This is a genomic window from Leptolyngbya sp. FACHB-321, from assembly GCF_014695975.1.
Taxonomy (GTDB): domain Bacteria; phylum Cyanobacteriota; class Cyanobacteriia; order Leptolyngbyales; family Leptolyngbyaceae; genus Stenomitos.
Genome location: NZ_JACJPI010000061.1, coordinates 149618 through 170913 on the forward strand (window position 1 = coordinate 149618; position 21296 = coordinate 170913).

The following is a 21296-nucleotide window of genomic DNA, read 5'->3' on the forward strand; positions in this document are numbered from 1 at the left end:
TTTTAGCAGACCAAACGGTAGCCTGCAATAGCTTTGACAGCAAAACCCGCCCCTACCAAAGATCGAACTTATTTAATTCCCATTTCTAAGGTGTTGATGGATGATCGCCCAATTTGAAATAGAAGGTCGTCCCTTGACCCGGCTGACTTTCTACCCAAATGGTGCCATTGTGGCGATGAATGATGCGCTGCACGATCGCCAACCCAATGCCAGTACCCTCAAACTCTGACCGTGAATGTAAGCGCTGGAAGGCTCCAAACAATTGGTCGGCATACTCCATCTGAAAGCCAACGCCACGATCGCGTACAAAGATGGTGCCGTCTGCTAAAGCAGCAACTTCAATGGGGGCAGGGTGCGGACGGCTAAATTTGATGGCGTTATCCAGCAGGTTGACAAACACCTGATGAAGCAGGGTCGCATCGCCTTTAACCGTGGGTAAGTCGCCAATGATGAACTGTATGGCGTCATTACCAGTAATGGCAGTGTCGCTGGCAGGGTGGTGTGACAATTGTGCTAAGACATTGGCTACCAGTTGATTGAGGTTGACAGGAATAGCTGCCATCTGTCGCCGTCCTACCCGCGAGAGGGTCAGCAGACCGTCGATTAGCAGACCCATTTGGTGACTGCTGTCTTGAAGGATTTGCAAATAGTGGATGGCTGTTGGGTCGGTCAGATGTCCATTTTGCAGCAGGCGATCGCGTAGGGCAGCAACAAAGCCACTGATGTGCCGAAGGGGGGCACGCAGATCGTGGGAGACAGAGTAAGAGAAGGATTCTAACTCGCGATTGACGCTTTCAAGCTCAACGGTGCGATCGCTCAACGCCTGACGCGCTGCCACTAATTCTGTAATGTCGCGGGAACTACCAATCAATGCGTAAACTTCACCATTCGGCTTTTTGAGTGGAATCTTGTAGGTATCAAAATAGAAGGTGCCTAGAGATGTGGTGTAGTGTTCCTGAAAATGTAGGGTTTCACCAGAGGTAAAGACCCGCTGGTTTTGTTCAGCAAAAGTGGTAGCTAGTTCGGGTTCGTAACACTCAAAGATCGTTTTACCCACCATCTGATTCTGATTTTCACAGCCGCCTAACCAAGCATTTCGGTCATTGCAGAAGAGCGTTTGCATGGTGTCACGCTCGATGACAAAAATGTAGTCGGGTAGAGTATTGATGAAGGTTACGAGTTCAGCCGTACGTTGCTCAACGAGTGCCTCTAGTACAAGATTTTGCTGCTCTAAAGTCTGGTTCAACTGTTGGATTTTCTGCTCTGCCTGCTTGCGATCGGTTATGTCAAGCACGACCCCAATCATACGGTTGACCTGACCTGAAGCGTCATAAAGACCTCGCCCTCTACCAACGATCCAGCGACAGTCTTCATTAGGATAAATCACGCGGTATTCCGCTTCGTAGTCAGCCCTGGTTGCTAATGCCTGTGTCAGTGCTTCCTCAACATGGCTGATGTCATCAGGATGAACGCGATTGCGCCACGCCTGATAACTTGCCTGCACCTCACCCGGCACGAAGCCCAACAAACGTGCGTGATTATCGTTCCAGATGACCTCATTTCTAGCTACGTGCCAGTCCCAGCTACCAATACGGTTAAAGTCTAGAGCAAGTTTAAAGAACTCCTCGTTTTCTCGTAGGGCAATCTCGGTACGCTGACGATCGGTTAACACTGCCAGGTAGTTGGCAAGGCTCGTTAGCCACTGCAAGAAGTCATCTTTCGTTGATACCGCTTCAGGATGTGCCAGGCTTAAAACTCCAATAATGGTTTGGTTGACTGTCATCGGCACACAGATAAAGGTCTTGATTTCCAACTGACCGAGCAATCGATGGGTATCAAACTTGTTGGGTTCTTGAGGATTGTAGGTTTCCACCAGCATTTGCCCCGTTTCCACTACGGTTCTAGATGATGCTTGGGTGACGGGCACTTCGATCGGTTTACCATCTGGCAGTAGGGGAATGCCCTCCGTCCCTTCAAAAACCATGACTTGACGAGCCGCATCGTACAGTTCGATCGCAACAATCGGGAAGGCTGTCGCCGCGCTAATTTCCTTCACAATGTCTTGAAAGGCAGCTTTGAGCGATTGCGCCTTAAGAGTGATTTCCGAAATTTTGTGCAGCGTTAGTACTTCTCGGTTACGAGCATGAAGGGCAGCTTCCGTCTGTTTGCGATCGGTAACATCGACACCAATGCCCCATGACAGCCAACCAGGCACGGGAAAGCAATCAGCAATATTTGACCAGGCAACCGTTTTTACGCTGCCATCGCTACAGGTCATTTCCCATTCCCAGTCGCGGTAGTTGTTGCCCCGCTTTGCCCAGGTAGCAACCATCTGTTGACGGTAGGTTGCCTCTGGATAGAGCAGCGTCATTGCCTGGGGATTGCCAATTATTTCTGCTGCGCTATAGCCCGTTACCCGCTCGCACTCATGGTTCCAGATGCTCATATTGTTCTGATCATCAAAGGCACTTAGCATCACGGGCATATTTTGCAGAATTAACCGCAACCGTTCTTCGCTCTCCCGCAGCATCATGTCTGCTTGCTGCTGGAGACGGAACGATCGTCGTGACAGCCCATATAACACCAAGGTGGTAACGCTGACAAAAAGCAAACCTTTGATGCTTTGAAAAGAGGTTAGCGAGTCTGGGTGCAAAACGAGCGTACCTAGCCAAAAATCAGAGCCAAGAATCCACAAAGCAGCAATGATGAAATAAGCACTTGCTAGCTTCAGCGGTAGCCACGTCAGCGATCGACGCTGTAAGCCCGTAGAACGGCGACGTTTGAAATGGACGCTTTCATCGTGCATGGGACTATGCCAAATACGATAGCCGACACACGTATTATGAGCATTGGGCTACCCATTCTGATCCTTATCGAGGCTAATAGGAGGATAAAGTTTTGAGTCTTAAGTTAGTTTGACCACTGACCATACTTCTAACCCTCTGCCCTCTGCCCTCTGCCTTCTACCCTCTGCTCTCTAATTCTGGTTCCGCGTCTGTCGTGCTAATTCTAAGAGTTGTCCCCAACGTTTTTGCAGTTGCTTGGGCGTACACTTCAGCACTTTGATAATATCTTGATCGGTTGCCTGTGCTTGCTTGAGGGTCAGGAGTTGCTGCTGATCGGACGACAGTTGACTCAGAAAGCGCTGCCAGTGCTGGGTTGATAGCCCGAGATTTTGGTCGATGTCGGCACCCAGCCATTGGTGCACCAGCTTCCAATTTTGAGAAAGGGTGAACTTTTCAACGTGATATTTGAAGCGCTGTTGCAGGTAGTCGCGCTCACGGGCAGACAGCCCTAACACATCGTCAATTTCTGGAGCAGAGAGGTCTTGCAGCTTGAGCGTCAGGTAGTTTACGCAATCGGTCTGCCCCTGGGCGTCTAAATACTGCATGAGTTCAGCAATCACCCGATCGCGCAAGACAGCCTCAGACGGTGCATCAACGGCATCAGCAACCATACGTTCGCGTAACTGATGTGCCAACGGCGAACGGTTATGTGCTTCTGCTTCCTCACCTTTGGGTGACTCTAGTGCCTGTTCAATGTCGATCGACATTTCTAGCGGTTGTCGTTGCCCAAACCGTTGAGCACGCAGCACGACTAATTGCTGGCTATGTCCATTTGGTAAAGAGATTCGGCGCTTGGCGTATTGTTCGGTAAACGCCATGTATTCCGCTAGCTCTAGCCGTGTGCGAGGCTGGTAGTCTTCTGGTAGTGCATTTTCGCGCCGAAATGCCTTAAGCGACTCAGTGTAAAACCCTTGCAAAAAGTCTTCGACTAGGCTGTAACGTGCCTGAAAACCAAGCTGCAAGCGACTAGGGGCAATGTGGCGATACACCATCGAGCCAAGCGTGCTGTGCAAGTCTACACGTCCCCGCCGGGAGCCAAGCTGATAGTAATTCAGGCATTTTTGCAGGCGATGGCGGGCAAGTGAGAGCTGCCACGATCTCACCCTGCCGGAGGTTTGAATGCGTCCACTTTTATGGCAGATGCGATCGACCTCGGTGGCAATCCGGCTGGCGAGTTGCTCAATGTTGCTACCAGTCGTACTGACCTCAGCATAAAGCTCCTGCGACAAAATTCTTGTCAGCGTGGGGATGTCCAAAAAGTCGCCGGTTGTTCTAGCGTTTGCCATTGGCTCGTAAGCCGACTCATCCCGAACATCAAGCGGTTGCTGGGCGATCGCGGTAGGGGCATCGGTAGGGGCTACATCCGTTAGGTCTGCCGTCGGGGGGCGAGAAGGAGTTGAGTCGAGGTTCATGGCTCTGGTAATGCACAGGGACGAGAACAATAGATCAGGGAACGAGACGTTTTGAGTAGCGCTTTGCGCCGCTATGCTAGGGAGTCTTAAGTTGATTCAGTCAAGGCAACACTCAACTCTGAAAATTCCTCCCGTTCGATTCAGCACTGCCATCTACACATAGAAAATGAGCCGCTACGGTTTAAGGCAGGTCAGGCTGGGTCACTTTTTCAGATGGTTATCCGGATGCTTAGAAATTGTACTGAGAGTAACGCGCCAACGATCGCGCTTGATTTAGCCTACACCCATCAGCCGTTAATGGTTAGGGGGGTGCGATCGCCCTTGTAGAAACCTCATCAAAATCTGCTGCCAGTAGTAGACAGTTAGACCAGTGGATTTAACTTGCTTCCACTGCCCATGCTGCCGCTGCCTCCCATCCTAGACCGCGCCGCACAATTATCGGTTCCTCAGTTGTCAGATCCAAAATCGTTGAAGCTTGATTACCTGGTTCGACATCACTATCAATAACCAAATCAACCAGCTTTTCTAAACTGTCAAAGAGTTCAAAGCGCGAAACATTCGATTCGGTCGCAGCATGGCTGGACTCAGACGGGTCAATGAAATGGGCAGAGGTTGAAATAACGGGATTACCCAGCGCATTGAGCAACGCCAAACAAATGGGGTGGTCAGGCACGCGAATGCCTGTTGTCTTCCGTTTGGGGTGCATGACCAGTTTGGGCACCAGCTTGGTCGTTGGCAGCAAAAAGGTATAGGGTCCTGGGATGAGCCGTCGCATGAGCCGATACGCCGGATCATTCACTACCGCATACTGAGCAATATCAGAAAGTGATGGGCAAAGAAACGTTAGCGGTTTGTCGTTGGAGAATTGCTTAATCTGCCTCACTCTCTGAATCGCACTCTTAGAGTTGAGGTCACAGCCGATCGCGTATACAGTGTCGGTGGGATACAGCATGACCGCCCCATCCCGTAGCGCTGCCACAATTTGGTCAACGACCCGCGTCTGGGGATTTTCAGGATGAAGCGTGAACAGGGTAGACATGGAGGGGAAAAGAGATGAAGGATAAGGGATGAGGGATGAAAGAGTTTTGAGTTTGAAGAGAGTTTGAAGAGCGGTCAGCGGTCAGCTTTTTAGCCTTTGTCCTTTAGCCTTTAAGCGATTAGCCAACTTTTAGAGAAGCAAGCGACGCGGTACTTTTTAGCCTTTAGCCTTTAGCCTTCTGCCTTCTGCCCCTGCCTGCTAACAACTAACCACTGACCTTCTGAATCAATGCCTAAAATTGCCTACTTAGACTGTCCGACTGGCATTGCAGGTGATATGTGCCTGGGTGCCTTGGTGGATGCGGGTGTGCCACTAGACTATTTACTGGCAATGCTGAGTCGCCTTGGCATTGAAAAGGAATATCACTTATGGGCAGAAGACGTGCAGCGTAACGGGCAGCGGGCAACGAAAGTCCATGTGGACTTAAGCCTGAATGTTTTTGCTCATCATGAAACGGACGATCGCGCCCATACCAAGACAGAGCATTCTGCCAAGCCCCACCTTCACTCTGCCACAGAACAGTCTGCTGCAACTGAAACAGACGTGATTCACGCGCACTCACACGACAGCGACCCTACCCGCAGTCGGCATAGCCATAGCCACGAAACTCATACTCACGGTCAGACTTCTACTGCGACCGATCGCCCTCATGACCTTGTGCGCCACCTGCCTGAAGTTGAACGTCTGATTCTAGCCGCCGCACTGCCAGCTAGAGCCGAGGCGTGGAGTTTGGCAGTGTTCCGTAAGCTTGCAGAGGCAGAAGGCGCAATCCACGGCGTGCCGCCGGAACAAGTCCACTTTCATGAAGTCGGGGCTACGGATGCGATCGTCGATATTGTCGGCACCTGTCTGGGGCTGGATTGGTTGGGCATCGATCACCTTTACTGTTCTCCCCTACCTACGGGTGGTGGCACCATTCGAGCCGCACACGGTCGTTTGCCTGTGCCTGCGCCTGCTGTGCTCAAGCTGTTTGAGTTGCGTCAGGTGCCCATCTACAGCAACGGCATTGAGCGCGAGATGGTTACTCCAACGGGAGCGGCGATCGCCACCACGTTAGCCACTCAGTTTGGTGCGCCGCCTGCCATGACGCTGCTCCGCGTAGGCTTAGGTGCAGGTTCGATCAGCCTGCCGTTGCCAAACATTTTGCGCTTGTGGATTGGGGAAGAGAAGGGAGAGGCGGGAGCAAGGGAGGCAGGGGAAGTAAGGTCAGCAGGGGCAGCAGAGGATCAAAAAAAATTCAAAACTCAAAACTCAAAACCCTCTAGCAATGCGGCGCAACGCGCTACTCAAACTTCTCAAACGATCGCTTTGCTAGAAACGCAAATCGACGATCTCAACCCACAGGCGATCGGCTATATCTATGAGGCGCTGTTTGCTGTGGGTGCAGTGGATGTGTTTACCCAGGCGATCGGGATGAAGAAGGCACGACCCGGTGTGCTGCTAACAGTGGTATGCCATCCGGAGGGCGTGTCTGCCTGTGAAGACGTGATCTTTCGGGAAACAACGACGTTGGGCATTCGGCGATCGCTCCAGCAGCGCACGATCCTCCACCGCAAAATGCAAACTGTGGAGACTGTCTATGGTGCTGTACAAGTCAAAGTGGCATGGCGCGATCATGCCGACACTCACCCGATTAACGTACAGCCTGAATATGAAGACTGTGCTGCGATTGCACGACAGCAGCAGCTTCCTTGGCGGGAAGTTCATCGCCTCGTTTTACAGAACTGGTACCAGCAGCATAGTGGAGCCTCAAAGCAACTTTTCTAATGAAGTGACGCTGATTGCCCATTCAAAGCTCTTCCAAACACAGCTGTCTACATTACCCGCACTCGGAACTTTATGGATAGACGCAGGCTCAAAAGGCATAGCTCTCAAATCTCTCCTCACACGATCGAATCACTGCATGAAATTTGCTTACTTTGTTAGCAGTATGAAGCCTTTGCTGGCAGTTGTACTTGCCACTAGCGTGCTGTCACTAAGTTCCCGTAGTTTCGCTCAGTCACCTCCAATGAGTCTGCAGCGATCGACTGTGCTGGCACAGGCAAGTACATCTGGTGCTGTTTGTTCAGCACAGTTAGGTGGCGCGATCGATCGCATTGCCAATCGTCCCGCCCTGGCAAACGTTCGTTGGGGCATTCTGGTGCAAACCCTGGATAATCCCACTCGTCGTCAAACGCTGTTTGCCCGTAACGCAGCTACGCTACTCATCCCAGCCTCTAACGTCAAGATCCTGACGACAGCAGCAGCACTTACTGCTCTTGGTGCCAACTATCGCTTTCGTACGGCTGTCTTGGGCGATCGCACCCAGCCTAATCTGAGCCAATCAACACTACGGATTGTTGGGCACGGCGATCCCACTTTAACGACGCCGCAACTCAAAACCCTTGCGCAGCAGTTGAGTCAGCAAGGTGTGCAGCAGGTAGAGCAGTTGATTGGCGACGATACGTACTTTCGCGGCGCTGCCACCAATCCCTATTGGGATGCAGACGATACGACACAGGGTTATGGTGCGCCAGTCAACAGCCTGATGCTGAACCAAAATGCGATCGGCGTCACTTTGTTTCCGCAGCGAGTCGGGCAACCATTGCGTGTGCAGTGGGATGATCCAACGGACGCACGTACATGGCGTACCAGCAATCAGACGGTAACTGTCTCGGCTAACGGAAGTGAGTTTGTAGATGCCGCCCGTGCCTCGAACCAGGCACTCATGCGGCTGACTGGGCAACTGCGAGTGGGGTCAGAAGCAGAAACAATTGCCGTATCAGTGCCCAATCCAGGCAACTATTTAATCGACAAGTTTCGTACAGTGCTGGCAGCAGCCAATATCGTTGTGCAGCGATCAACCGTTGTGAAAATGACACCCGCCCCGCCTGGTTTAGTCGAGCTAGCGGCGGTTGAGTCACCCCCTTTGGCGCAATTGCTTGTTGAAACGAATCGTGAAAGCAACAACATTTACGCCGAAACGCTGCTGAAAACGCTAGGAGTGACACAGACCGCCAATAACCAGGATGCAACCACCAGCGGTATTGCTGCTATCAAAGCAACCTTGACTCCTCTAGGTGTAAATGCGGCTGGGTACAGCATGGTCGATGGCTCAGGTTTGGCAAGCCGCAATCGTGCTAGTTCGGAAGCACTGGTGCAAACCCTCCAGGCAATGGCACAACGTCCCGATGCAGCAGTGTATCGCAACTCACTCGCGATCGCTGGTGTTAACGGAACGCTCAAAAATCGCTTTCGCAATACAGCAGCACAAGGCAAACTACAAGGCAAAACGGGCACAATCGGAGGTGTTGTGGCGCTCTCTGGCTACCTTACGCCACCCAACCATCCCGATCTCGCCTTCAGTGTTTTAACTAACCATGCTGGCACCTCAACCGCTACCGTGAGAGGTGCTGTGGATGAAATTGTGCTGGTACTGACACGGTTACGATCGTGCTAATACGCGCCTATGGCAAAAGAATGAGGGATGAATCGAAGCTCTGGCATAAAGGAGGTTTCAAGGTTTATGTCTGTCTTAGCGTTCTCTTCGACGGGCACTACCTAGTTGGCAGCTTGCTCATCACTCTCAAAGACCATCTGCGATAACAAGATAATCCCTACTTCCGTATCGGTTGGCTTACCAATGCCGAGAAAGCGACCATCTTCATGGTGAACGCGTAACGGTTGTTGCAATGGATCGACCGCGTAAACCTGAGTACTGTCTGCATCCTTGTGTTTCCCCGTCTCCCCATCTTCTACGCTCTCCCAGCGATCGTCAGCCGTAGGATAAATCGTAATGCGCTGCCCCTGACACCAGCGACGGGCGATCGTTGCCGAGAGCGTAATTGCACTTAAATGCCTTAGCGCTTCCACTGGCTCAATGGGCTGAAAGCTATCTTGCTCTTGCTGTGCTTCCAATACTTCCAGTGTCAGGCTGTCTGCCAGATCAAAGCCGCTGCTGCTAGTGCGTGTAAGGGCGGCTAGTGCGCCACCCGTTTTCAAGACGGTACCTAGATCACGGGCGATCGACCGAATATACGTACCGGGACCACAGGCAATCGCTAAATCTAGTTCGGGGAAGTCGCCCGATCGCCAGTCCAGCACTTCCAGGCTAAACACTTGCACTGCGCGAGATTTGACTGCGATCGGTTCGCCTGCCCTCGCCAAATCATACAGCCGCTTACCCTTTACCTGAATGGCACTGTAGTTGGGTGGAACTTGCTGGATAGTGCCCTGAAACTGCTGAAGCGCTGTTTCCACTGTCGTCAAATCGAGCGCTGCAACGGGATGAGCCAGCAATACTTCACCTTCTAAGTCATCGGTCGTTGTGCTCACTCCCAAGCGCACGGTGGCTCGGTATGCCTTATCCTGCCGGAGAAATTGCAGCAGACGGGTCGCTTTACCAAGGGCGATCGGCAACACTCCGATCGCGGCTGGATCGAGTGTGCCTGCGTGTCCAACGCGCTTCATCTGTAAAAGCCGCCGCACTTTGGCAACGCAGTCGTGAGACGTAAACCCCGCAGGTTTATTGAGATTAAGAAAACCATGCATAGCAGGGAAAGCTGATTGGGTCTTGTTCATGAATAATTGAGAGCGGCTATGGTTCCCCCATCGAGTTGCTACACGACCGTACACTTATATCCAGCCTAGCTTTTGAAGGGGACGATCGCTCTTTTTTGCAACGAGCTTCACGCTTCGATCACTCAAAGGGTGACGGTTGTTACGTAGCACCAGGTAGTTACCCTGCCTCTCATAACCGCAGTTGCCAGACGATTGTCATTAATCGACAGCAAAATCGCATCACATGAGGGGTGTCACCCATTAAAGGAAAGTACGTGTTCTTGGTCAAAATCAGGATCGCATCTACCCTCACTGGCAGGAAACGTTTTGACCAAGATTGTCCCCGTCCAACTCGATAACGGCACCGTGCTTTACATTGAAGCGCAGGATGAAACTGAAACGTCCGCGATCGCGCCACAGGTTCCCATTGAAGAAGGCGAGCAGCGGCGAGGCGGCGCAAAAGGTCTGGGCGATCCTAGAATGCCGTTTCGTCCTAGCCCGACCCAATCAATGGAAATGGTGCAAAACACCATCCGCACCTACACCGTTTATTGCCTGAATGCCTTCAAAAACTGCGCCGCAGCGAACGTTGATGAAGTTACGCTAGAGTTTGGTGTTAATCTCAGCGCCGACGCTGGTATTCCTTACATTGCTAGCGGCAAAGCCCAAAGCAATCTTAAAATCACCGTCAAGTGCTCGTACAACAAACCAGGCAGCGAAGAAGGCAACGGTGCAGCGATCGCGCCAGTAATGACAAGCAATGGGCAGTCATTGGTGGGGAATGGGCAATAAGCAAAAGGCAAAAGGCTGAAGGCTAAAAGCTAAAAGCTAAAGCTTTCCTACCCTTCAACTCTCCTCACTCCTTACCTCCCTCTCCTCACCGCCTCTACACGACAAAACTTGTCTCCTCTCCCTGTGCCGCTTGCCAACTGCGGGCATCAAAGTACAGGTCTTCTAACGAGATGCTGTAAAGGGATTCTTTCAGCTTTTGGTGAAGCCGATTCCAGACGGTAAACGTGACCCAATCTTCTGCCTGTGAGCCGTCGGGGGAGTGCCGGGGAAGCGGGTCAATGCTTTCACCAACCGCTTCTAGAATTTGTCCTAACGAAATGCTGGCGGGCGATCGGGCGAGCTGATAGCCACCCTGTACACCACGTATGGACTGCACCAAGCCTGCGCGACGTAGTTCAATCAGCAGTTTTTCGAGGTAAGGAGCGGGTAGATCCTGACGTTGCGCGATCGCCTTCACTGACGCTGGACCATAGGCTGGCTGCAATGTCAGGTCGAGGAGGGCTTTGACGCTGTAATGTCCGCGAGTGGTTAATTTCATTGTGAGAACAGGGCAGCAGGCAGAGGAGATATTGCCGACGATCGCTTTGACATTGCCCCAGTAATAGCCATTGGATAATGACCATAAACGATTGCTGTAGGGTAAAGGGGTTTTCCACTCAAGCTGATCATTTAACGTTGAGCGATCGCAAACGTTGGAAATGGGTAGGAATGGTGGGCGCAGCAGCATTCTAAGCGTAACAGGTGCTTTTGCAGCCGCGACTTCAGCAATTGGCTTACTCCAATACTGGAAACTCAGGCAAACTTGAGGTTGTTCCTTGTTTACGGTTTGTTCATGCCCATCCGCCAATCCAAGCTGTTGTCCTGGTTACCTGCTTTAAACTATCAGGTTTGGGTGCTGGCGGCAGGACGGCTGCTCTCTCAGACGGGATCAGGCTTCACGCTGTTCTACGCACCGATCTTTTTCGTCAATCAAGTGGGCTTGTCGGCGACGCAGGTGGGTGTTGGTTTGGGTAGTGCGTCAATTTCAGGAGTAGTCGGTCGTTTGTTAGGCGGCTCGTTTGCCGACTCGCCGTTTTGGGGACGACGACGAACGCTCCTGCTATCGGCAATTGTGTCAGCGATCGCTTCCATTGTGCTTGCTATTTCTCACAATTTTCTTGTGTTTGTAGCTGGCAATCTGCTGATGGGGTTGGGGATAGGACTGTACTGGCCCGCTAACGAGGCAATGGTCGCTGATTTGACGACACCTGCACAGCGCAATGAGGCATTTGCCTTAACGCGCCTTAGCGATAGCTTGGGCTTAGGTCTAGGCGTTGTGCTCGGTGGGCTATTGGTTGGCACAACGGGCGCGTATCGAGCCTTGTTTGTCATTGATGCGATCTCGTTTGTGGTGCTGTTTGCTGTGGTGTATTGGGCGATTGCCGAATCGCATAAACCGACAGGCGACCATAAAGCCATCAGAGATTGGCAGCAAGCCTTACGCGATCGCCGTTTGCTGACCTATGCCGTTGCGAATGTGCTGTTTACAACCTATCTAATGCAGATCAACAGCACGATGCCGCTGTACTTCACCAATTTTCTTTCTAATCTACCCACTGGTTTCTCGCCACCGACCTTGAGCGCCCTTTTTACCTGGCACATGGTTGTGGCTGTTGTCTGCCAGTTACCCGCCGTGCAAGTACTCAACCGCTTTAGCCGCGCTCAGGGTTTGATCTTATCCGCCATATTATGGGGCGCAGGGTTTGGGCTGGTGTGGGTAACGGGGGTTGTCTCTTCGCATCATCTGCTGTGGGCAATCCTGGCTCTGGGTATGCTGGCGCTGGCAACGGTTGCCTATATGCCATCAGCCTCATCGATTACGGTTGAGATGGCACCAGAATCGCTGCGAGGCGTATATTTGGCGGTCAATTCGCAGTGCTGGGCGATCGGCGCGTTCATTGGTCCACCGCTCGGTGGCTGGGCACTGGATCAGTCAACGCCTGTTGCCCACGGCTTATGGATTGGGTTAGCGTTCAGTGTCAGCATCACGATTCTGGTTTTGCAACGGCTCGATCGCATGATGAAACAACTCAAGCAGTGAGTTCCCCTTCTTTAAGAAGTCGGGAATCTGCTCAGCGTCGTCGCTCTTGGAGTTTCTGATACACCGCTCTCAGATCTACATTGTGGTGTGCCAGTGCCACAAGGCTGTGGTAGAACAAATCCGCCACTTCACCTGCGATCGCGTCGGGGTCATCATCCTTGCATGCCATTACGACTTCTACCGCTTCTTCGCCAATTTTTTTGAGAATTTTGTTATCCCCATCTGCCAACAGCTTAGAGGTGTAGGAACTGTCGGACGGGCGATCGCGGCGATCGCAAATGACATCAAAAACCTGCGACAGCATATCCGCTGGCGGTGGGACGATCGAATCATTCACGCGATGAAAGCAGCTCCGTTCTCCGGTATGACACGCGCTGTCACCCAATTGCTCAACACTAACAAGCAGCGCATCACTATCGCAGTCGTAACGAATGGCGTGCATTTTCTGAAAGTGCCCAGAGGTTTCGCCTTTATGCCAGAATGCCTGACGCGATCGACTCCAGAACCAGGTTTCGCCCGTGTCTAACGTTTTCTGCAACGCTTCCCGATTCATCCATGCCATCATCAACACGGTGCCGTCCAGGTAATCTTGTACAATTGCCGGAACCAACCCGCGATCGTCGTAACGGATCGCTTCCACCGGAATCGCTTGCTGTAAATTCATTGCCTCAATCGTCCTAGAGTCGGTGTCTTCATCTTACCGACTGGCGGTAGCTTCCCAATCATGCACGTCAAAATTCCACCTATTAAGTGCCAGGGCATTAAAACAAAGCTTGTGCCCTTTATCCTAAGTCAAATTCAATGGGTCGAAGCAGCACAATCGAAGTGGATTGAACCGTTTCTAGGGTCGGGTGTTGTGGCATTTAATCTAGCACCCAAATGTGCCCTTTTGACTGATACGAATCAGCATCTTATTGCGTTTTATCAAGGCATTCAAACTGGCGATATTGATCGAAAAATAGTAGCCGAATTTTTACAAGATCAGGGCAATAAGCTTCTTACAATGGGAGCAAATTACTATTACGAAGTGCGCGATCGCTTCAATCAATCGGCTTCCTCCCTGGACTTCCTCTTCCTGAATCGCTCCTGTTTTAATGGCGTGATGCGGTTTAACAGCAAGGGGGGATTCAACGTTCCGTTTTGTCGCAAACCGCAGCGCTTTTCGCAAAGCTACATCACTAAAATTGCCAATCAAGTTGATTGGGTTGCGAAACAAATAGCAGGCAAAGATTGGGAATTTCGAGTCGCAGATTGGCAGCAAACGCTTGCCGAAGCGCAACTAAGTGATTTTGTCTACCTTGATCCGCCGTATATCGGTCGCCATACTGATTACTACAACGCTTGGAAGCAAGCAGATGCGGAAAAACTAGCGGTTGTAACAAAGCAACTGCCCTGCGGTTTTGCAGTATCCATGTGGTTTGAAAATCAGTACCGTCGGAACAGCCATATTCAGGAATGCTGGTCGGATTTAGAAAGACGCGTTTGCCAGCATTTCTATCACGTCGGGTCTAAAGAAACGTTGCGTGGGGCGATCGCAGAAGCCCTACTCATCAAGCCCGGTTTTTCTGCAAATCTTGATGCACTAGCTGACCAATTCCCTGCCAACTTACTCCAATAATCAATCCTATGCCCGAAACTGTCATGACTAGGACTGCTGCTCCCACTCCAACATTTATCGGACCCATTAGCTTCACTAGAAAGCATCCAATTGTATATCCAGTATATGAACCGACTAAAGTTTCTAGAAAAAACTCTAAGCCAGCTAAGCATCCCTTCTTGATCGAACGTTGATGGAGTGTGGCGAGCACACTGGATATTAATCCTACAAAAAAAGCAATTGTTCCGAAGAATGGAAAAGGGACAGCCAAATATTTTACTGATAGAAAATCTTCGACAGCAAACCAAATCCACAACCATGTGCCTGTTACTACAACTGCCCCAGGTATCTGAACCTTCCAGAAGCGCCAAAAATGATCCATTCTTTGTCAAGAGAAACGTCAAGCGATCGTGATCGCAGCATCACTCTATCCCAGCTAGAATTAAAGTAATCCAGTTGCACAGGCCCTTGTTCGGTCGTCAGTACCACTCATCATTACTTAGACATGACTCGATGATGTGCCGCTAGACGATGAATCCATGGTATATCGGTCAATGTGCTGTCAGAGTACTCTACAAGGGTAGAAAACTGGAGGCATACCATACGATCACAGGGCATTGCTCCAAATTCTCCCCAAACAAGGCTTCCTTAACACACCTTTGTGACACCAACAGCTAAGATAGAATTGTTAAGGCTTCTTTACTAGACTTGGCACGAGTTTTTGAAAAAGCTTTTTTGGGAAAGCTGTTTGGGAACGATACTTGAAGAAGTGCTTAACACTGTTGCCGAATGCTGAATAGTAGGCTCAACAGCAGCTCACTTAAGCGTTCTCATCCCACGTTCAGCGCTCATAGCTCCCAACCTCCCGTCCCACGTCCCTCTCGATATTCTCTCCCTACGGAACCCGTTATGACTCTTCCTATTCGCAACGTTGCGATCATTGCTCACGTTGACCACGGTAAAACAACTCTTGTCGATGCGCTACTGAAACAAGCAGGTACCTTCCGTGAAGGCGAAGAGGTTCCAGACTGCGTGATGGACTCTAACGACCTGGAGCGGGAGCGGGGCATTACCATTTTGTCGAAAAACACAGCGGTACGCTACAAAGACACGCTGATTAATATTGTTGATACACCTGGTCACGCTGACTTTGGCGGCGAAGTCGAGCGGGTGCTGGGTATGGTCGATGGCTGTCTGCTGATTGTGGATGCCAACGAAGGTCCTATGCCACAGACGCGCTTTGTGCTGAAAAAAGCTTTGGAGAAGGGCTTGCGTCCGATCGTATTAGTGAACAAGATCGATCGCGAACGAGCTAATCCTCACACTGCCGTTGATAAAGTGCTGGATCTCTTTCTGGAACTGGGTGCGGATGACGATCAGTGCGAGTTCCCCTACCTGTTCGCATCTGGGTTGGCTGGCTTTGCCAAAGACCACCTTGAAGATGAGTCCACGGACATGAAACCGCTGTTTGATGCGTTTTTGCGCCATGTTCCACCTCCAGTTGGCGACCCGGAGAAGCCCTTGCAGCTCCAGGTGACAACGCTTGACTATTCCGATTACCTCGGTCGCATTATTATTGGCAAAATCCACAACGGTACGATCCGGGCGGGTCAGCAAGCAGCGTTGGTAACAGAAAGTGGCGCGATCGTCAAAGCCAAAGTCTCTAAACTTATGGGCTTTGAGGGCTTGAAGCGCATTGAGATCGAATCAGCTTCCGCAGGCAATCTTGTTGCTGTAGCAGGTTTTGCGAACGCGAACATTGGCGAAACGATTACTGATCCAGGTGATCCCCAGGCACTACCGCTGATCAAAGTTGATGAACCCACGTTGCAAATGACCTTCTCTGTTAACGATTCACCATTTGCAGGGCAGGAAGGCAAGTTAGTCACGTCACGCCAGGTGCGCGATCGTCTCTTCCGTGAACTGGAAACCAACGTCGCGCTTCGCGTCGAAGAAACTGATTCACCCGATAAGTTCCTGGTGTCTGGTCGGGGTGAGCTTCACCTGGGCATCTTGATCGAAACTATGCGTCGCGAAGGCTACGAGTTTCAAGTGTCGCAGCCGCAGGTCATCTATCGCGAAGTTAATGGTCAGCCGCGCGAGCCGTTTGAAACCCTTGTACTGGATGTACCTGAAGAAGCCGTTGGTAGCTGTATTGAGCGGCTTGGTCAACGCAAAGGCGAAATGCAGGATATGCAGGTAGGCGTGGCAAACCGGACGCAACTGGAATTTGTTGTTCCTGCACGTGGGTTGATTGGTTTCCGGGGCGAATTTATGCGCCTGACTCGTGGTGCTGGCATCATGAACCACAGTTTCCTGGAGTATCGTGCCATTAGCGGCGAGATTGAAACGCGGCGTAACGGTGTGCTGATTTCCTTTGAGGAAGGGGTTTCTACCGTTTATGCAATGCAGAACGCGGAAGACCGGGGTGTTTTCTTCATCACTCCTGGCACCCGCGTTTATAAGGGCATGATTGTGGGTGAACACAACCGCAACCAGGATTTGGAACTGAATATCTGCAAGAGTAAGCAGTTGACGAACCACCGTGCCTCTGGTGGTGAAGAACTGGTACAACTCCAAGCGCCTGTCGAGATGAGCCTTGAGCGCGCTCTGGAATATATCGGTTCTGATGAGCTGCTTGAAATCACGCCGCAGTCAATCCGCTTACGGAAGGTCGATAAAGCGAAAAAGATGGCAGGCAGAAAATAAGGTAAAAGCGCCTGTTTAAAGCTGCTTAAAAACACGAAAGGGCTAAAGAGAATTAACTCTTTAGCCCTTTCGTGTTTTTAACGTTTAGCTTAAGCGTGGTTGAATTCCCGATTAGACGATCGCGCTGGGTCAAAGCCCTCATTTCGCACTCGTCGCCTCAGATCGCCTGCATCCGGTGACACCCTCACAGCATCATCAGGGCTAATTTTACCTAGCAACACGAGGTCGCAGAGTGCCTGGTTCATCACCTGCATCCCCTGAGTCGTGTCCGTTTCCATAAGTTGGAAGGCATCCGTTTCTTGACCCTTCAGTAAGTAATCTTGCATCGCTGGCGTGTTGATCAAGATTTCGTGAACAGCCGTACGTCGCCCATCGGTTGTGGGGATCAACTGCTGTGCCACGATCGATATTAACGATTCAGTAATTTGTACTCGCATAGCTGGCTGCTCATCGGGGTTATAGATGTTGAGCAGACGATTGAGAGTATTAATTGCACTTCGAGTGTGAAGCGTGCCCAAAACTAAATGCCCTGTCTGAGCCGCCTTAAGAGCAGTCTCCACTGTCGTGCGATCGCGCATTTCCCCAATCAGAATTACATCAGGATCTTCCCGCAGCACTGCCCGTAGCGCCTGGTGAAACTCATGAGTATGTAACCCCACTTCCCGCTGGCTAATCAAGCACTTCTGAGACGGGTGAACATACTCAATTGGGTCTTCAATGGTGACGACGTGCCGCGTCATCGTTTCATTCAAGTGGCGTAGCATTGCCGCCAGAGTCGTTGACTTACCAGAACCCGTTGGGCCAGTAACGAGAATCAAGCCTTGCGGTTGACTGACTAGATCTTTAAGTACTTCTGGCAACCCCAAGCTCAAAATTGACGGCACCTCTAGTGAGATCAAGCGCAACACGATCGCGCCACCGGTCAACGTTTCAAAGCAATTAACCCGACAGCGCAAAAAACCTGGATAAAAAATGGCAGTATCCAGTTCCTTACTCTGTTCAAATTCTGCCTGCTGCTTGTCCGATAAAATTTCTCCTAAGTATTGCTTGAACAGTTCAGGTGTGACTTTCTGTTGATCTCGCGGCTGCACCATCTGCCCCCGGATACGAAAGCGTGGCAATTCACCGATGCGAATGTGAATGTCAGATGCCTGTCTAGCATGAGCATCTCGAACCATCTGTTCGATGGAATTAGTCACTTTAGTGCGACTTGGTACAGCCATCGCAAGGGGCGGCGGCGGTGGTGCAGTGGATGGTTGATCCTGGGGGCGAGGTGCAGGTAAGCCGGACATTAGTATTTCTCTGGTAGGTCTTTTTTGATCAAAGCTATTCAATTGACACAGACTAGTTCGATTAATAGCAGAATGGGTAAGCTAGCTTTAAGTCGTTACTAGTTCGCTGAACACAACTAGAAGTGTATCGACACGCCTGACAAATATCCACTTATTGTATCGAGTAACCTTACACTGAGCTGCTTTTTTAGGACTTCGATCGCTCGACAGTTTCACCCGATCGCAAATCAAACGTAACAACACCTGGGTTTAACCGTCACAAAAGCCGTTCTAAAGGTCTATTTTGATGGCAAAACGTCCTAGATAGCTTTAGGGGTTTATTAGGAAAGCGCACTTTGAAATAATTTGCATATTCTAAGGGGGGATAGGAGATGCGCTAAGTGTTTCAAATCACAAGTTAGGGCTGCTCAGGCAAACCTCTCTAACCCTGCGCTTGCTTTGCCAGACGCTTAAGCTTTTATTCTTCGTTCAACTTTTGTGTGTCTAGCGTAGCAATTTTAATGAGCATTGCAAAACGAATCGCTGACTGGCTGGAAATTCACTGGGTAACACCGGCTTACAGTGGCTGGCTGCTAGGAGGGCTATCGCTCTTCTTCTTCATTTCAGCGACAAATACGTTAGCGGGCTGGCTGTATGTTATCAGCGGCATCAGTTTTGCCCTGTTGTCGATCGCAGCCATTTTGCCTGAACGAATGCTGCGCCGTATCCAGCTTCAGCGATGTCCCATCGCTCCGGTTACAGTGGGGGATCAGCTAACGGTTGAACTGGTAGTAGCAAATAAGACAAAGCAGCCAAAGCTCCTGATTCAGATTCAAGATCAGTTGCCCTTTGTATTAGCACCACCTGTGTCAGCCGCGATCGAAGTAATTGCGCCACACAGCAGTTATCACTGGGTTTACCAGCAAACAGTGGAGCGACGCGGCATTTATCGTTGGCATACTGTCAATTTGAGAACAGCTGCCCCATTAGGACTTTTTTGGTGCCGGCGATCGCAAACAGCCGCCGCGATCGCCGTGGTTTATCCCACGGTTCTACCTCTGACTCAATGCCCCTTAGTTGATGCGATCGGTCGTGATGCCAGCTTGCAGTTTACCCACGATCGCCATGCCCAAAATGCCAGCGAAGGACTAACGCGATCGCTCCGTCCTTACCGTTGGGGCGATCCCATTCGTTTTGTTCACTGGCGTACGAGCGCTCGCTACGGTGAACTGCGGGTACGCGAGCTAGAAACATTTATCAGTGGTCAGGAACTTATTATTTGTCTCGATAGCGCTATGTCCTGGCAACCGGAGCTTGATCCCTCCAATTCGATCGAGCCGTTTGAGCAAGCGGTTGTTGCGGCTGCGTCCCTCTACTTTTATGCAACACGCCACAATTTCAGCGTCAGGCTGTGGACGGCAGGCACCGGCCTCGTTCAGGGGAGCCAAGCCGTCCTCGAAACGCTGGCAGCCGTTCAAGCGGGTGAAGACGTTCGTGCAGAGCAGTTGCCCGATGCTCCCTTGCTTTGGCTGACGCAGAATCCAGTTGGGTTAACAACCTTGCCTCCTGGCAGTCGCTGGCTCTTGTGGACAATGGCTCAACTAGAACCAACGGTCGCCAGTAGTCCTGGTCTTTTGATCCAACCAGACGCACCCTTGCAGCTACAGCTTCAGAGGACGGTGGAGAAGCAGTTGCAGGCAGAGTAAAAAGCACTATGATCAAGTCAGCACGGCACTGAACCATTAGCTATCACTAAGCAGGTCACCCTAATTAAACGTAGGATGTGTAAAGCCTGCGGTATGGCTTCACTAAAGGGCGTAACCGTAACGCATCAAATCCTTGAACAGCATGGGTTACGCTATTGCTAACCCATCTTACGAAAAGCCCTGTTTACTTATGACCATTTACTTAGTAGAAGCTTAAACTGCCAGTGAGCTGACGATCGGCTCGGCATGGCATCCAACCATGCCAAGATTTCTTCATGCAAAAGCGTAATTGAAGCAATGTACGTACTTATTGGTGGTGCAGGGTTAGTTGGCTTAGGTTTGGCGCAACGATTAGTAGACCTGGGGCACACCGTAGCACTGATTGATATTGATCCGAATGCCTGCCGTTATGCCCGCGAACAGCTTGGCGTGATGGCGTTTGAAGGCAGTGCGGTTAATACAGAAGTGCTGCTCGAAGCCGGTATTCGTAAGGCAGATGCACTGGCAGCCGTATTGCGAAACGATGCTCTAAATCTGGCAATGATTATGCTGGCAAAGCACAACGGCGTGCACCACATCCTTGCCAGAATGCGGCATCGAGACTTCACAGAGCCCTACCGCATTGCTGGAGCAACGCACGTTGTTAACGCGATCGACCTAGCGGTTTCAACGATGGCAAATGCGATCGAATATCCCCAGGTGGAATCAATGATGCATTTTGAGCAAGGACAGATTGAGGTGCTGAAGCTAGCCGTGCCAGAAAACTGCAATGTGGTTGATCGCAGCGTGGCAGAAATCGCGCAAGATCGGCGCTTTCCGTCCGGTTCACTGATTATCGGCTATCAACCACATCCACACATGGCACTGGCAATTCCTAACGGCAACACAGTGCTGGAAGCAGGTTCAACCATCCTAGTAGTGACTAAACCTGGCTCCATGCGTGAGATGATTGACTTTATCGAAGGTTAGTGTGGGCGATCGCAGCGCTTCTTAATTGCCGCTGCACATCTAAGTAGGAGGGCTAAATTAAGCACCACTTGGAGACCGGGTTTCGACTGCGCTCAACCCGCTCACACAAAAGAGATTGAGACTTCGGCGTGAGCTTTCGACCGGAGCGCTCAAGCCGAAGGGCGCTTAGTCGAACGTGAAGTCTCAATGTGTCTGACAAATAATTACACCTAGCTACTTATCTAACCTGAGTTCGGGATAAGAACTGGGACAAGAAAGGGGCAAACCCGATAGGCTGAAAATGCAAAATCTCATGCCTGGTTTGCCCTCATGCTTAGTCTAGAAGCACTTTTTTGC

The 21296-nt window shown here is 51.0% G+C and carries 15 protein-coding genes; 8 read left to right on the top strand and 7 right to left on the bottom strand.

Annotation, left to right across the window (positions count from 1 at the left end; all coding sequences use genetic code 11):
• Positions 1-85: 85 nt before the first annotated feature.
• The 3 genes from H6F76_RS15385 to H6F76_RS15395 form a co-directional block, all read right to left on the bottom strand.
• Positions 86-2806: a PAS domain S-box protein gene (locus H6F76_RS15385; RefSeq protein ID WP_190509483.1), complete on the bottom strand. Its 2721-nt coding sequence runs from the start codon at positions 2804-2806 to the stop codon at positions 86-88.
• Between the two features lie 171 nt (positions 2807-2977).
• Complete coding sequence (locus H6F76_RS15390) at positions 2978-4132, bottom strand: HetZ-related protein (protein WP_190509518.1); 1155 nt, start codon at positions 4130-4132, stop codon at positions 2978-2980.
• Between the two features lie 502 nt (positions 4133-4634).
• Positions 4635-5297 (bottom strand): L-threonylcarbamoyladenylate synthase, encoded by a 663-nt coding sequence (locus H6F76_RS15395; RefSeq protein WP_190451867.1) that lies wholly within the window; start codon positions 5295-5297, stop codon positions 4635-4637.
• A gap of 228 nt (positions 5298-5525) precedes the next feature.
• On the opposite strand from H6F76_RS15395, the gene larC reads away from it, so the two are divergent.
• Both larC and dacB read left to right on the top strand, forming a co-directional pair.
• On the top strand, positions 5526-7064 hold the full coding sequence (gene larC / locus H6F76_RS15400) for a nickel pincer cofactor biosynthesis protein LarC (RefSeq protein WP_190509485.1): 1539 nt from the start codon (positions 5526-5528) through the stop codon (positions 7062-7064).
• A 136-nt stretch (positions 7065-7200) separates the two neighbouring features.
• Entirely contained in the window at positions 7201-8736 is a 1536-nt protein-coding gene (dacB, locus tag H6F76_RS15405) for a D-alanyl-D-alanine carboxypeptidase/D-alanyl-D-alanine-endopeptidase (RefSeq protein WP_199322135.1), read from the top strand.
• 101 nt (positions 8737-8837) lie between these two features.
• On the opposite strand, the gene truB is transcribed toward dacB, so the two are convergent.
• On the bottom strand, positions 8838-9827 hold the full coding sequence (gene truB, locus H6F76_RS15410; protein ID WP_190509523.1) for a tRNA pseudouridine(55) synthase TruB: 990 nt from the start codon (positions 9825-9827) through the stop codon (positions 8838-8840).
• A gap of 336 nt (positions 9828-10163) precedes the next feature.
• Here truB and H6F76_RS15415 point away from each other — a divergent pair, with 336 nt between their 5' ends.
• Positions 10164-10628, top strand: coding sequence for a CU044_2847 family protein (locus H6F76_RS15415; protein WP_190509487.1), 465 nt, complete (start codon positions 10164-10166; stop codon positions 10626-10628).
• A gap of 94 nt (positions 10629-10722) precedes the next feature.
• On the opposite strand, the gene H6F76_RS15420 is transcribed toward H6F76_RS15415, so the two are convergent.
• Positions 10723-11166: an RrF2 family transcriptional regulator gene (locus H6F76_RS15420; RefSeq protein WP_190509524.1), complete on the bottom strand. Its 444-nt coding sequence runs from the start codon at positions 11164-11166 to the stop codon at positions 10723-10725.
• 294 nt (positions 11167-11460) lie between these two features.
• On the opposite strand from H6F76_RS15420, the gene H6F76_RS15425 reads away from it, so the two are divergent.
• Positions 11461-12708, top strand: a complete 1248-nt coding sequence (locus H6F76_RS15425) for an MFS transporter (RefSeq protein ID WP_190509489.1) — start codon at positions 11461-11463, stop codon at positions 12706-12708.
• A gap of 31 nt (positions 12709-12739) precedes the next feature.
• Here the strand turns inward: H6F76_RS15425 and hisIE are convergent, their stop codons facing one another.
• A complete protein-coding gene (gene hisIE, locus H6F76_RS15430; RefSeq protein ID WP_190451875.1) occupies positions 12740-13372 on the bottom strand; it encodes a bifunctional phosphoribosyl-AMP cyclohydrolase/phosphoribosyl-ATP diphosphatase HisIE in 633 nt (210 codons plus the stop codon).
• Between the two features lie 60 nt (positions 13373-13432).
• Between hisIE and H6F76_RS15435 the strand changes: the two genes are divergently transcribed.
• Together H6F76_RS15435 and typA are read left to right on the top strand one after the other, a co-directional pair.
• Entirely contained in the window at positions 13433-14326 is an 894-nt protein-coding gene (locus H6F76_RS15435; protein WP_190509491.1) for a Dam family site-specific DNA-(adenine-N6)-methyltransferase, read from the top strand.
• An 888-nt stretch (positions 14327-15214) separates the two neighbouring features.
• Positions 15215-17014: a translational GTPase TypA gene (typA, locus tag H6F76_RS15440; RefSeq protein ID WP_190451878.1), complete on the top strand. Its 1800-nt coding sequence runs from the start codon at positions 15215-15217 to the stop codon at positions 17012-17014.
• Positions 17015-17103: 89 nt separating this feature from the next.
• Here typA and H6F76_RS15445 read toward each other — a convergent pair whose 3' ends face one another.
• Positions 17104-18306: a PilT/PilU family type 4a pilus ATPase gene (locus tag H6F76_RS15445; protein WP_190509493.1), complete on the bottom strand. Its 1203-nt coding sequence runs from the start codon at positions 18304-18306 to the stop codon at positions 17104-17106.
• A 500-nt stretch (positions 18307-18806) separates the two neighbouring features.
• On the opposite strand from H6F76_RS15445, the gene H6F76_RS15450 reads away from it, so the two are divergent.
• Together H6F76_RS15450 and H6F76_RS15455 are read left to right on the top strand one after the other, a co-directional pair.
• On the top strand, positions 18807-19991 hold the full coding sequence (locus H6F76_RS15450; RefSeq protein WP_190509495.1) for a DUF58 domain-containing protein: 1185 nt from the start codon (positions 18807-18809) through the stop codon (positions 19989-19991).
• A 297-nt stretch (positions 19992-20288) separates the two neighbouring features.
• Entirely contained in the window at positions 20289-20960 is a 672-nt protein-coding gene (locus H6F76_RS15455; protein ID WP_190446190.1) for a TrkA family potassium uptake protein, read from the top strand.
• The last annotated feature ends 336 nt before the right edge of the window (positions 20961-21296 follow it).